13 protein-coding genes and 1 tRNA gene are annotated in these 12,567 nt (G+C 36.7%); 5 read left to right on the forward strand and 9 right to left on the reverse strand.

Features of this window, described 5'->3' with window-relative positions; all coding sequences use genetic code 11:
• Positions 1 to 319: 319 nt before the first annotated feature.
• Positions 320 to 1,273, forward strand: a complete 954-nt coding sequence (gene ligD, locus N2257_04355; GenBank protein ID MCX7793622.1) for a non-homologous end-joining DNA ligase — start codon at positions 320 to 322, stop codon at positions 1,271 to 1,273.
• On the opposite strand, the gene N2257_04360 is transcribed toward ligD, so the two are convergent.
• Entirely contained in the window at positions 1,270 to 2,040 is a 771-nt protein-coding gene (locus tag N2257_04360; GenBank protein ID MCX7793623.1) for a Ku protein, read from the reverse strand. The genes ligD and N2257_04360 overlap by 4 nt on opposite strands.
• A 687-nt stretch (positions 2,041 to 2,727) precedes the next feature.
• On the opposite strand from N2257_04360, the gene N2257_04365 reads away from it, so the two are divergent.
• The gene (locus tag N2257_04365) at positions 2,728 to 3,762 is read left to right on the forward strand and encodes a sensor domain-containing diguanylate cyclase (protein MCX7793624.1); all 1,035 of its coding nucleotides are present in this window, start codon (positions 2,728 to 2,730) and stop codon (positions 3,760 to 3,762) included.
• On the opposite strand, the gene glyS is transcribed toward N2257_04365, so the two are convergent.
• Together glyS and glyQ are read right to left on the reverse strand one after the other, a co-directional pair.
• The gene (gene glyS, locus N2257_04370; protein ID MCX7793625.1) at positions 3,757 to 5,811 is read right to left on the reverse strand and encodes a glycine--tRNA ligase subunit beta; all 2,055 of its coding nucleotides are present in this window, start codon (positions 5,809 to 5,811) and stop codon (positions 3,757 to 3,759) included. The two genes, N2257_04365 and glyS, sit on opposite strands and share 6 nt — an antisense overlap.
• Before the next feature lies 1 nt (position 5,812).
• Positions 5,813 to 6,685, reverse strand: coding sequence for a glycine--tRNA ligase subunit alpha (gene glyQ / locus N2257_04375; protein MCX7793626.1), 873 nt, complete (start codon positions 6,683 to 6,685; stop codon positions 5,813 to 5,815).
• A 49-nt stretch (positions 6,686 to 6,734) separates the two neighbouring features.
• Here glyQ and hemH point away from each other — a divergent pair, with 49 nt between their 5' ends.
• On the forward strand, positions 6,735 to 7,688 hold the full coding sequence (hemH, locus tag N2257_04380; GenBank protein MCX7793627.1) for a ferrochelatase: 954 nt from the start codon (positions 6,735 to 6,737) through the stop codon (positions 7,686 to 7,688).
• A complete protein-coding gene (gene hemG / locus N2257_04385; protein MCX7793628.1) occupies positions 7,673 to 9,031 on the forward strand; it encodes a protoporphyrinogen oxidase in 1,359 nt (452 codons plus the stop codon). Before hemH ends, hemG begins: the two co-directional genes overlap by 16 nt.
• 42 nt (positions 9,032 to 9,073) lie before the next feature.
• Here hemG and N2257_04390 read toward each other — a convergent pair.
• Positions 9,074 to 9,158, reverse strand: a tRNA-Leu gene (locus N2257_04390).
• Between the two features lie 89 nt (positions 9,159 to 9,247).
• Here N2257_04390 and metG point away from each other — a divergent pair.
• Positions 9,248 to 9,571, forward strand: coding sequence for a methionine--tRNA ligase subunit beta (gene metG / locus N2257_04395; protein MCX7793629.1), 324 nt, complete (start codon positions 9,248 to 9,250; stop codon positions 9,569 to 9,571).
• 26 nt (positions 9,572 to 9,597) lie between these two features.
• On the opposite strand, the gene N2257_04400 is transcribed toward metG, so the two are convergent.
• From N2257_04400 to N2257_04420, 5 genes are read right to left on the reverse strand one after another with little or no spacing between them, the layout of a single operon-like run.
• On the reverse strand, positions 9,598 to 10,209 hold the full coding sequence (locus N2257_04400; GenBank protein MCX7793630.1) for a type II secretion system protein GspJ: 612 nt from the start codon (positions 10,207 to 10,209) through the stop codon (positions 9,598 to 9,600).
• On the reverse strand, positions 10,199 to 10,531 hold the full coding sequence (locus N2257_04405; GenBank protein ID MCX7793631.1) for a hypothetical protein: 333 nt from the start codon (positions 10,529 to 10,531) through the stop codon (positions 10,199 to 10,201). The genes N2257_04400 and N2257_04405 overlap by 11 nt, the downstream gene beginning before the upstream one ends.
• 22 nt (positions 10,532 to 10,553) lie before the next feature.
• Positions 10,554 to 10,979, reverse strand: a complete 426-nt coding sequence (locus N2257_04410) for a prepilin-type N-terminal cleavage/methylation domain-containing protein (GenBank protein ID MCX7793632.1) — start codon at positions 10,977 to 10,979, stop codon at positions 10,554 to 10,556.
• Positions 10,948 to 11,358, reverse strand: coding sequence for a type II secretion system major pseudopilin GspG (gene gspG / locus N2257_04415; GenBank protein MCX7793633.1), 411 nt, complete (start codon positions 11,356 to 11,358; stop codon positions 10,948 to 10,950). Before gspG ends, N2257_04410 begins: the two co-directional genes overlap by 32 nt.
• A gap of 18 nt (positions 11,359 to 11,376) precedes the next feature.
• Entirely contained in the window at positions 11,377 to 12,567 is a 1,191-nt protein-coding gene (locus tag N2257_04420) for a type II secretion system F family protein (protein MCX7793634.1), read from the reverse strand.

A 12,567-nucleotide genomic window follows, 5' to 3' on the forward strand; every position in this document is an offset into this window, starting at 1 on the left:
GTCCTATGATAAGAATAGAGATATCACCAAATCTTGTATGGGATGAAATGATCTTACAGCCCTCCGTGACACAAATACTTGTTCCCATGGACTGCATGAATATCTCAACCCCGGTATAAATTGCTGCAGCAATACTTATAAACCTGAAGAGTCTATTTTTAGAAATCATTCTAAACATCACATAATATAAGAAAGTTATCTGCTATTTATTAATTTTACCATTATTGTTCAAGAAAGTTAAACCTTTATATACTAAATTCGATCAAGGAAATTTTTATGTGAATCTTGATATACTTAAATAAAATAGATTTTATTAATTATGGATTACAGAAAGCTGATTATAAAACCAATGCTCGCAATGCCCTCCACCCTGCCCTTTGATTCTGAAAAATATGTATTTGAACTCAAGTGGGATGGCACAAGATGTATTGCCTTTATTGATAAAAATGTTGTAAGACTTCAGAACAGACGACTGCTGGATATATCCGGAAGATACCCTGAGTTTAAAAACCTTCAAGATTCAATAAAAATCGGAGCTGCTATTTTGGATGGAGAGATAGTTATTCTTCATAAAGGAAAACCTGATTTTGAAAGGCTTCAGCAGAGAGAACATATAGAAGACAGGCTCAGAATTAAGCTCCTCTCTGAAACAATGCCAGCAACATATATAGTCTTTGATATCCTTTATTTAAAGGATAAATCCTTGATGGATCTTTCTCTTATGAGACGGAAAAATATTCTTAAGGAAAACCTGAATCCTTCTGAGCTGGTTATTATTTCCGAACATTATGAAAAAGGTAGAGAGCTTTATAACTTAGCTCTTAAAAAAGGCTTCGAAGGCATTATGGCTAAGGATAAGGAAAGTCCTTATTTAGAGGGAAGAAGGTCATCTTACTGGCTAAAGATTAAAAAATCCAATGATATTGATGCTGTGATATGCGGAATTCTGGAAGGAAGGAAAAAGAGTGTGCCGCTGGGTTCTTTAATATTAGGTCTTTACAGAAATGGTGAACTTATCCATATAGGTCAGGTTGGCACAGGATTTAATGAAGAGGAAATTCAAAGAATTCTTAAAATAACAGAAAAACTCTATACATCCAAACCTGCCTTCAAGGTAACTCCGTATTTCAAAAGAAAAGTTCAGTGGCTTATACCTGAGCTTGTGGCAAAGATCAAATTTCTTGAATGGACTAAAGATGGCAAATTAAGATCACCTGTTTTCGTTCATCTAAGATTTGATAAACCACCTCATGAATGTGAATTGAAAGTTTAAACAGCCTTCTTCTTTTTTTCAAGACTCTTTTTAAGAGCATCCATAAGGTTTACAACCTTTTCAACCTCTTTCTTTGGTGCTATCTTGACCTCTTTACCAGCTATCTTTGATTTTATTATCTTTATGAGCTCTTCCCTGTATTCATCTTTGTAATCATTTATATTAAATTTTCCAGTATAATATTTTATTAATTCTTCGGCAAGTTCTATCTCTTTTTCATCAAGATGGATTTTTTCAGGAATATTTAAAAAATCTGGTTTGATAATTTCATCAGCATAAAAAAGCGACTGGATTGTAAGAGCATTATGGAATATCCTTAAAATCCCTATATGCTCTCTCTCCCTCAGGATAAACCTGACAATTCCCACCTTTCCTGTCTTTTTCATTACTGTTCTTAATAATATATAGGCCCGTTCAGCACCTTCTGCAGGCTGAAGATAATAAGACTTTTCAAAATATATAGGATCAACATCCTTAGGATCAAAAAATTTAACTATCTCTATATTCTTTAAATCTTTATAGGGTGCTTCTAATTCTTCTTCTGTAAGAATTACAAACTTTCCCTTTTCATATTCATAACCCCTAACTATATCTTCCATTTCAAGACGGACATTGCAGGATGGACAGAATTTTTCATAATTTACAGGTGTTGAACACTTCTTATGTAGGAGATGAAAGGATATGTCTGATCTGTGAATTGCTCCATAAAGCTTTACAGGAATATTTACGAGGCCAAAGGTTATGTTGCCGCTCCATAGAGCTTTCATGCTTTAATATATCATTTTTTTAATACCTTTACAACTAAAAAGTTTACCGATTTTGCCAAAAAGGTCTTCGAGCATTGCCCGTTTTTTCCTATCAGCAATATAATGGACAGGGTAAAAAAACTATCCTCACATAAAAATCTAAACGAAATGCAATTCGTTGCTTCATATAAAATTCTAAATAAAAGCATACAATGAATCACCCTTTATATGGCAAATTGGTTTCTTTGTCTTTCTTACCTCATATTTTGTTGTCACTAATTCTATGAGTTTGTTTTGGAGCCTAACAATCTGTCTGTGAAGTTATGCTGGATTTAGTTTCTTATACTCATTAATGAGTTATTCTTTAACGTCATCCCTCAGATCGGTATCTACTACTATTGCCACACCTTTGTCTGTCTTAATAGCTTTACCATGGTTGCTTAGTAGATAAGAGGCATAGGTTCTGTTATAACCAGTAAGTGCTACAAATTCATCAAGAATTTTCCCTTTTTGCTTCTTTTTTGAACTTTGATACCTCGAAGCAATTTCTCTCGTTATTGCCTTCTTCTACTTCATCGTTAACCCCATCGTCTACCTCCTTGGATGAAGTTTTATCCAATAGATATAATTATATTTCCTTTAGATTTTTTAAATGAGGTAATTCGGACACTTGACAGTAATAAATTTAGCTGGTAAAATTCAAACAATATGCTAAATAACAAAGAAAAGGAATACCTTATACTCTCTGCTATAGCGAGGATTCATAAGAGCATTGGTGCTACCCTTGAGCTTGAAGAAGTGGCACATATCCTTGTAAACGAATTAACAAATATCCTTAATTGTAATGCCTGCGCCTTTCTTCTTTTAGAATGTGAATCAATACGGGTGGTCGCTGAAAAGGGTTTTAAAAAGATGCTGGGTAATATAGAGTTAACTCCCGATTTTCCTGCTATACGGCATATTATAAACACAAAGAAAAGTATATATACAAATGATCTGAATAATAGTCTAGTAGCAAGCTGTGTACCTCAAGGATGTGAAATGCAATCAATTATATGTACACCAGTTATTGTGGATGATCAAGTTAAGGGAATAATCCATATTGATGCTGCCAGTAAAGGTGCCTTTTCTGAGGAAGACCTACAATTTGTTGAGATACTTGCAAGTGAGATTTCCATCGCTGTTAAGAGGTCCATTCTTTATTCAGAGGTAAAGGCTCAATCACTTAAGGATTGTCTTACAGGATGTTACAACAGGAGAAAGTTTGATGAGGATATAGTTATTGATATTGCCTGTTCAAACAGGCACGGACGGCCCCTTTCTTTGCTAATGATTGATATAGACTGGTTTAAAAATTACAATGATTATCATGGTCATGTGAAGGGTGATCAGGTTCTCAAGAAAATAGGTAGATTATTTAAATCTAACCTAAGGATTACTGACAGGGTCTATCGTTACGGAGGTGAAGAGTTCGCTATCCTTCTTCCTGAGACAAATAAAGATCAGGCAATAATTGTAGCCGAAAGATTAAGGGAGAAGGTTTATAATGAATATTTTGAGGGTGAATCAGAAAGTCAGCCCAATAAAAAAATTACAATCAGTATAGGAATTGCTACTTATCCAGCTGATGCAGATTCAATAGAGAAACTCATAAAATGTGCAGATATCGCTTTATATTCTTCCAAGCAAAATGGGAGAAACAGGATTACCCTTTATAGCAAAGAAGGTGTTCTGGTCTTATGAGCTTATTTTTGAAAAATCCGCTATTTTGAGCATATTTTTCCACACATGGGAAAGAAGGTTTAATCTGTTATCTCTTATCTTTTCATCCCTGACCATAACAAGGACACGGTCAAAAAAACTATTAATATCAGGTACCAGTGATGTAAGACTCTTTAATACAGAAATAAAATCCTTATCTTTTAAAAATCCTTCTATCTCTTTTTCTATTCTTTTTGAATTGAGGAATAATTTCCTTTCCTCTTCAGTTTCAAAGAGGGCTTCATCTATTAAAGGAGCAGGATTGTAGGATTTAGAAAGTATGTTAAAGACCCTTTTTGCTGCAAGAATGAAATCAGGGTAAAAAGGTTCTTTCTTGAAGATCTCAAGGCTATTAAGCCTTGAGATTATCTCACCGACTGGAACTTTTGCCATATAGGGACTCAGTGATGATATGAGTTCAGTACTGTAATCCTCTACCTCCAGCATGTTCTCAAATCTCTGGTTTATGAAATTAATTATTTTTTCAAAAGGGATATTAAGATATGTAAATTCCTTTGATGCGACTTTAACAAGTTCCTCCATAGTAATATTATAGTTTTTTTCCTTTAGCATGCTTATTATGGCCATTGTCTGTCTTCTTAGCGCAAAGGGATCTTCTGAACCTGTTGGTTCAAGACCGAGTCCAAAAAAAGAGACTATGTTGTCAATTTTGTCTGCTATACTTAGGATGATGCCCTCTTCTGTGGAGGGATTTCTGTCTCCACTCCTTTGAGGAAGATAGTGTTCTTTTATTGCTAAGGCGATTTCTTCAGATTCTCCGTCATTAATGGCATAATAATATCCCATTATACCCTGTAGTTCGGGAAATTCTCTTACCACACCTGTTAAGAGATCAGTTTTGGCAAGCATCGCTGCCCTTTCAATAATGGTTTTCCTTTCAGGAGCAATTCTATCTGCCAGATATTGAGTAATATGTCTTATCCTTAAGGTCTTTTCATAGAGCGTACCCAGTTTTTCATGATAGACAACTTTTTTAAGATCTTCTATCCTATCTGCCAAGGTTTTTTTTCTGTCTTCGGTAAAATAAAATCTTGCATCTTCAAATCGAGCCTTTATAACCCTTTCTGCTCCTGCCCTTACAACAGGGTCATTTTCTTCCGAGGTATTTGAGATTAATAAAAATTTATTTGCCAGCCCTTTTTCATTATAAAGGGCGAAATATTTCTGGTGATCTCTCATTACAGTTATTAAAAGTTCAGGGGGAAGCTGAAGATATTCAGCTGGAAAACTTCCCATAACAGCTCTGGGATATTCTACAAGATAGTTTACATGTTCAAGAAGCTCATTATCCTCGTGAACTCTTAGTCCAGAGCTATCTGCAAGTCTTTTAATACCTAAAATTATAAGTTCCTTTCTCTTTTCATGATCTACAATTACAGATGATTGAAAGAGTTTGTCAAAATATTCATCAGGATGATTTATAATTATTCTTTCTTTTGAAAGAAATCTATGTCCCCAGGAATATCTATCTGACCTTATACCATCTAGCTCAAAATCTACAACCTCTGAATTGAAAAGGGCAAGTAGCCATCTTATAGGTCTGACAAATTTGATGGAATGGTCTGCCCATCTCATCGATTTTGGAAAATTAAGAGAATTTATCAAATCAATTGCAAATCTTCCAAGGAGGGACTTTGCAGGCTGGCCCCTTTCTTTAAACTTAGCTACTACATACTCGCCTTTGTCCTTTTTTTTAATCTCTATTGAGTTAATATCAATCCCCAGCGCTGAACAGAAGCCTTTAAGTGTCTTTGTAGGAGCTCCCTTTTCATCAAAGGCTGTCTTTTTTGGTGGCCCCCAGACCTCCTTTTCTACATCTTTCTGTTTATCAGGAAGGCCTTCTATTAATAACACAAGCCTTCTTGGTGTTGCACAGGTTTTAATGTTGGAAAAATCAAGTGAATATTTTTGTAGAAGATTCAGAGCATTTTCCCTAAGCATATTTAAACCAGGTGGAAGAAACCTTGCAGGCACCTCTTCTACACCTATTTCAAGTAGAAATTTATGCATCTTACCACCTTCCCATTAAAGGAAAGCCCATCTTTTCTCTCTGTTCAAGATATCCCTTTGCGCAGAGTTTAGCAAGTGCCCTTACTCTGGCTATGTACCCGGTTCTTTCCGTTACACTTAGCGCTCCCCTTGCATCAAGGAGGTTGAATGTATGGGAACATTTAAGACAGTATTCATAGGCTGGAAGGATCAGCCCTAGATTAAAAAGTCTTTTTGACTCTTCCTCATAGTCTTCAAAATGTTTTCTGAGCTTTTCTACATCTGCATACTCAAAATTGAATTTTGAAAATTCTATCTCTTGCTGGTGGTGTATATCCCTGTATTTAATATTCCCTGTCCAGGTTATATCAAATACACTTTCTACTCCCTGTATGTACATTGCAAGCCTTTCAAGTCCATAGGTTATCTCAAGAGAGACTGGCTTCAGGTCAATTCCACCAACCTGCTGGAAATAGGTGAACTGTGTAATCTCCATGGAATCAAGCCATACCTCCCATCCCAGTCCCCAGGCCCCAAGTGTTGGAGATTCCCAGTCATCTTCAACAAATCTTATATCATGCTTTGAAGGATCAATCCCTATGTAAGAAAGGCTTTCAAGGTAAAGTTCCTGACTGTTTTCTGGTGATGGCTTTATTATAACCTGGTATTGATAATAATGCTGAAGTCTGTTTGGATTTTCTCCATATCTGCCATCTGTTGGCCTTCTTGATGGTTCAACATATGCGGTCCTCCATGGTTCTGGACCGAGCACCCTGAGAAAAGTAGCTGGATGGAATGTACCAGCACCTACCTCCATGTCGTAGGGCTGATGAATTACACATCCCTGTTTTGCCCAGAATTCATTAAGTTTCATTATAAGCTCCTGGAAATCCATGGAATATTTTACAATATTTTTAAAAATTGTGGTATCATATACAATGAGCATGAAAAAGGGGGTGATTCTTTTAAACCTTGGCGGTCCTGATAGACCTGAGGCTGTTAGACCTTTTCTTTATAATCTTTTCTCTGACAGGGATATAATCCGATTAGGGCCAAGGTTTCTCCAGAAACCCCTTGCCTATATTATCTCAGCCCTACGGAGCAAAAAATCTCAAGAAAATTATAAATTAATAGGAGGAATTTCACCTTTAAAAGCAATTACAGAAGCCCAGGCAGATGCCCTTAGATATAAATTGAAAGATTGTTCAGTTTATATTGGAATGCGTTACTGGCATCCCTTAATTGAAGAAGCAGTTGAGGAAATTAAAAAGGACGGAATAACCCATCTCCTTGCATTATGTCTCTATCCACATTACAGTATAGCTACCTCTGGTTCAAGTATTAATCATCTGAAAAGATGTCTGAGGGGAAGTGGTATATTTTTTAAATCTATCAATTCTTGGCCTGACAATCCCTATTACATAAAGGCCATACGGGACAATATAAAAAGGGCATTAGAAAAGGTAAAAAAACCTGAAGAAAGTCATATACTCTTCAGTGCTCACAACCTTCCTATTTCCTTTATAGAAAAAGGCGATCCCTATGTTAAGGAAACAATGATAACAATAAAAGAGGTAATGAAGGAGATACACCTTCCATGGCATCTCTCTTATCAGAGTAAAAGTGGTCCTGTAAAATGGCTCACACCATCTACTGAGGAAAAACTCAAAGAACTTGCATCAGGTGGAGTAAAAGAGGTTATTGTTATTCCTATAAGTTTTGTTTCAGATCATATAGAGACCCTATATGAAATAGATATATACTATAAAGATATTTCTGAGAAACTTGGTATTACACTTGTAAGAACAGAATCACTCAATACAAACCCCCTTTTTATAGAAGCCCTTTATAAGATTATAATTGAAAACATGGAGGAAGTATCATGGCAGAAATTGTGATAATAGGTGGTGGAATATCAGGCCTTTCCCTCGGTTATTTTTTACTTAAGAAAAAATCAGATCTGGAAATAACAATCCTTGAATCCCAAGAAAGACCTGGAGGAAAGATATGGACAGAAAGGTCAGAAGGGTTTATTTGTGAGGCTGGAGTAAATGGATTTCTTGACAATAAGAAGGGCACCCTAATGCTTGCAGAGATGCTTGGCCTTAAACCTTTAAGAAGTAATGATAGTGCAAGAAAAAGATATGTCTATTTTAAAAACAGGCTTAATTTAATCCCTGATAATCCACAAAAGATATTTCTATCAAATTTTCTTAGTCTAAAGGCAAGGCTAAGAATGATTGGAGAATATTTTGTTCCTAAGAGGGAACTTGAAGATGAAACAGTTGAGTCCTTTGTAATAAGAAGGGTGGGTAGAGAATTTTTCGAAAAACTCCTTGATCCAATGGTAACAGGTATATATGCTGGTGATCCTTCAAAATTAAGCATCAGAAGTTGTTTTCCTAAGGTTTATGACCTGGAAAGAAAATACGGTGGCTTGATAAAGGGATTCATCGCTCTGGCAAAGGAGGCAAAAAAAACCGGCAGAAAGGTGGAAGCAGGTCCTGGTGGAGTTTTACATTCCTTTGAAGGGGGGATGTATACACTTATAGAATATCTAAGAGATTATTTAGGAAAAAGAATTAAAACGGGAACACCCGTTAAGGCAGTTGATAAAATAAATGGGAAATACAGAATATACCTGAAAAATGGAGAAAACATGGAGGCTGAAAGAATTATAGTATCAGCACCGGCACCAGAAACTGCTGAGATGATCGGGGATCTCAGTAAAGAACTTTCAGCTCTTCTTAAAGAAATCCCCTATCCACCTATATCAGTTGTTGCCCTTGGTTTCAGAAAAGAAGATTTAAATATTGATACAGATTATTTTGGATTCCTCATACCTGGCAAGGAGAAAAAGAGGATTCTTGGCTGTCTTTTTGATTCAAGTATATTTCCTAAGAGGGCACCTGAAGGCCATGTGCTTCTCAGGTGCATGCTAGGAGGCGAAAGAGCACCTGAACTCGCTATGCTTGATGATAAAGAACTCTTTAATACAGTTCTTGAGGAACTTGATAGTATTACAGGTCTTAAGGCAGAGCCTGTTTTTAAAAGAATCTTCAGATACGACAAAGCAATTCCACAGTATACCATAGGCCATTCAAAAAGACTTGAAGATATTGACAGGATATTATCTGGATTCAGAGGCCTTTATCTTGCTGGAAACGCTTACCGAGGAGTTGCAATTAATGATTGTATCGCCAACAGCGCAGAACTTGCTGAAAAGATACTCGCAGAATGAAGATTACATTAAATCTTTAGTTGCGAAATCTAATCTCTACAATGCCGGAGGCCGGACTCGAACCGGCACGGTGCAAAGCACCGAGGGATTTTAAGTCCCTTGCGTCTACCAATTCCGCCACTCCGGCTATTAAACATTTTATAAGATTTTCGAATTTTTTTCAAATAACCCTTGAGTTGAGCTTTAAAGTAAATTATGATTTTTAAAGGAGTCAGCATGATAACTATCGAGGATTTTTCAAAGATTGAACTGAGGACAGGTAAGGTTCTTGAAGCAAAGAGGATAGAAGGATCAAATAAGCTTATTGTAATGAAGGTTGATACAGGAAATGAGGTCAGGCAGATTGTTGCTGGTATAGGAAAGGTCTATTCACCTGAAGAACTTACCGGAAAGACAATTGTAGTTATAACAAATCTTCAGCCTGTAAAACTCATGGGTGTAGAATCACAGGGAATGCTTCTTGCGGCCTCAGACGATGAAGGTAGACTATCCATACTTACTACTGAAAGAGAGGTAAAGATAGGCTCAAAGATTAAGTGAATAATATAAAATACTTTAAAAGAAAGCTAATCCATACCTGCTGTTCTGATGGAGACAATAATTTCTGGGATTTCTATAATTTTACCTTTATTCATTAATCTTAATTTTATCTTTACAGCTGCCGGCAGATATTCTTTTTCACTATCCCAGTTATCCTGCCAGTTATTATCCACAGGATTAAGATATTCACAGCTCAATGATTCAACAGAGTTGTCAAGAACAAAAGCCCCATCTTCATTACCTTCAAGGTTTTCTTCAAGGAAATATATGCTGTCCTTTTCTTTAAGACCTTCACTGTCTTTAAAAAGATAAACCCATTTAAGTCCTGCAAGATCATAAGGTTTTCCTGTCTCTGGTATTACAGATGTTGTAACAAATCCTAAGCTATCTGATTTACCAAGGAAGAATAACCTCTCCTTACCTTCCCTATTAATCGATTTATAGGGATAGATCCCTCTAATCAACCAGCTAATTCTTGCATTTAATACTCTTATTTTCTGGGATATTTCATCCTGTTCAGTTATCTTTTCGTAGGAACGGGAGCTGAGCCTGAAAATTGAAAATATTAAAAGTATAATGAGTAAAGAGATAGAAAAAGCTATTAAAAGTTCAATAAGTGTGAATCCCTTACTCTTCACCTGTTTCTTTTTCTCCGTAGAGTTTAATTGTCCTAATTTCATAATGATTATTGTTCCACGATACCCTTATAAGTACCTCGTAAAGCTTCAGCTGCTCTGAAATCTCATCAATGATCCTGATTTCTCTTGTAAGTGTGTACTTATCAAAAAATTCCTTCTCTGAGCCAGGCTCTACAGTTCCTGATAGGGCCTTTTCTGTCTCTGAACCTGCAAGAATCATTGCTGCTGTATAATCTGCAGTTTTTCTTGAACTTTTTAGATTCTGAGAAAATAATTCCATCAGGGTAGCTCCAACAACTGCAAGGAGGGCTAGTGCTACCACCACCTCTATCAGGGTGAATCCCTCAGTCTTTTTCCACTGTAATCTTTGATGTAATACTGTCAATAGCAATTCTATAGGACCTGCCTTTTTTATCTGTAATCTTTATTGTTCCTCCTGTATTATCTCCTAAAGGTGAAAAGACTATATCTTTGCCCTCAATCTTAAACTGCTCAAAAACAACTTTTACCTTTGAACCCTCTATCCAGCAAGTACCCTCATTAGCATCAATCCTCAGCACCACAGGTTTTCTTTCAGACATTGCCATGAGTTTTGCCCTGTTTAAGAGCCTTACTATTCTATTTGCATCTTCTTTGAGAAGGAATTTTTCATAAAGATTGGCAGTATTAATAAGAACTATGGAGAGAAAGATTACAATTAAAGAAGAGGCTATTAAAAGCTCTATCAGGGTAAAGCCTTTACTCCCAGCTTGTAATATCTCTGTTTTCACCCTCACCACCAGGTGCGCCATCGGCACCATAGGATAAAAGGTCATAATCTCCGTGATTACCTGGACTCTGGTAAATGTAAGGTCTTCCCCAGGGATCAAGCGGGATGCCTTTTTTAAGATAAGGTCCATCCCAGCCAGGGATACCGGGATTAGATATAAGGGCGTTTAGACCTTCTGCTGTTGTAGGGTATCTTCCTGTATCAAGTCTGAACTGATCCAGTGCCTGACCAAGTAACTCAATCTGAACCCTTGCTGCTTGGTATCTACCTTTTTTTTCTTTTGCGATATATCTGGGCACCACGAGGGCAGCAAGAAGTCCAAGGATTACCATAACAACCAGGAGCTCCACAAGTGTGAATCCTCTGTTATTTCTTTTCATACTCACCTCCTCAAAAATTTATATAGGCATTTCATTAATGCTGAATATCGCAAGTAACATTGATATTACAATAACTGCAACTATTGTTCCCATTACTATTATCATTATGGGTTCAAAAAGACCTATGAGTCTTTTAATATGAGATGTAACCTCCCTTTCATATCTCTCCGCGATTGAAAGAAAGGTCTCCTCAAGACGGCCGGCCTCCTCACCTACTGATACCATCTGGCTGAGCACAGGTGGAAAGGCGCCTGACTCTTTTAAAGGTATCGCCACACCTCGACCCTTTCGAACACCTTCTTCAAGGGGCTTGAGCTTCTCAGAGATTATCCTATTGCCAGCAACCTCCCTTGCAAGCCTGATAGATTCAAGAAGAGGTACACCACCCTGAAGAAGGCTACCAAGGGTTCTTGAAAACCTAGCTACAGCCAATCTCATGAAGATTTCTTTTAAAACAGGTATCCTTAATTTTATGTCATCAATAAAATTCCTTCCCTGAGGAAGCTGTATATAATATCTTGTTGCAAGAAGTATGAATGCAAAAGCTCCTGCGATAATCCACCAGAAAGATGAAAGAAAGGAGCTTACTGAAAAGACTATCTGGGTGCTAAAGGGTATAACAGAACCAAGTTCTTCAAACATCTTCTTGAACCTCGGTATAACATAAAAGATAATAACCCCCAGAGCAATAATTCCAACACCTGTAAGAAGGGCCGGATAAATAAGTGCACCTTTAATCTCATCTTTTGTAGAGATATTTATTTCAAGAAAATGCTCAAGCCTTTTTAGAGAAGCCTCCAGTGCTCCACTCATCTCACCTGATCTTATCATGTTTACATATACTGATGAGAATTCCCTGTGTTTTGCTAGTGACTGGGAGAGAGATAGTCCCTGTTCTATATCCAGATAGACCTTTGATATAATCTCCCTCATTACGGGTTTTGCTGAATGTTCTGAAAGAACCCTGAGAGCCCTGTCAAGACCCAGTCCTGCCTCGAGAAGATTTCTTAATTCCTGTGTAAAGGAAAGGATATCTTTTTCATTTATCTTCTTAAAAAAAGGTCGTCTCTTTGAGATTTCTTTTATCTCAACAGGTATGAGACTTCTCTCCTTCAGTATATCTTTTATAACATTAATATCAGGTGCTTCAATAACTTCTTTGAGTCTTACACCTGAGCTGTTAACTGCTTTTATACTGAAAAGCGGCAT

The organism is Thermodesulfovibrionales bacterium, from assembly GCA_026417875.1.
GTDB lineage: Bacteria > Nitrospirota > Thermodesulfovibrionia > Thermodesulfovibrionales > CALJEL01 > CALJEL01.

What these genes read in the sequence shown, in the direction of transcription:
- glyS (MCX7793625.1), bottom strand. Translation starts at nt 5,811, where the DNA reads ATGCATAAATTTCTACTTGAAATAGGTGTAGAAGAGGTGCCTGCAAGG.
- N2257_04360 (MCX7793623.1), bottom strand. Translation starts at nt 2,040, where the DNA reads ATGAAAGCTCTATGGAGCGGCAACATAACCTTTGGCCTCGTAAATATT.
- N2257_04420 (MCX7793634.1), bottom strand. Translation starts at nt 12,567, where the DNA reads ATGCCGCTTTTCAGTATAAAAGCAGTTAACAGCTCAGGTGTAAGACTC.
- glyQ (MCX7793626.1), bottom strand. Translation starts at nt 6,685, where the DNA reads ATGGATTTCCAGGAGCTTATAATGAAACTTAATGAATTCTGGGCAAAA.
- hemH (MCX7793627.1), top strand. Translation starts at nt 6,735, where the DNA reads ATGAAAAAGGGGGTGATTCTTTTAAACCTTGGCGGTCCTGATAGACCT.
- N2257_04365 (MCX7793624.1), top strand. Translation starts at nt 2,728, where the DNA reads ATGCTAAATAACAAAGAAAAGGAATACCTTATACTCTCTGCTATAGCG.
- ligD (MCX7793622.1), top strand. Translation starts at nt 320, where the DNA reads ATGGATTACAGAAAGCTGATTATAAAACCAATGCTCGCAATGCCCTCC.
- gspG (MCX7793633.1), bottom strand. Translation starts at nt 11,358, where the DNA reads ATGAAAAGAAATAACAGAGGATTCACACTTGTGGAGCTCCTGGTTGTT.
- hemG (MCX7793628.1), top strand. Translation starts at nt 7,673, where the DNA reads ATGGCAGAAATTGTGATAATAGGTGGTGGAATATCAGGCCTTTCCCTC.
- metG (MCX7793629.1), top strand. Translation starts at nt 9,248, where the DNA reads ATGATAACTATCGAGGATTTTTCAAAGATTGAACTGAGGACAGGTAAG.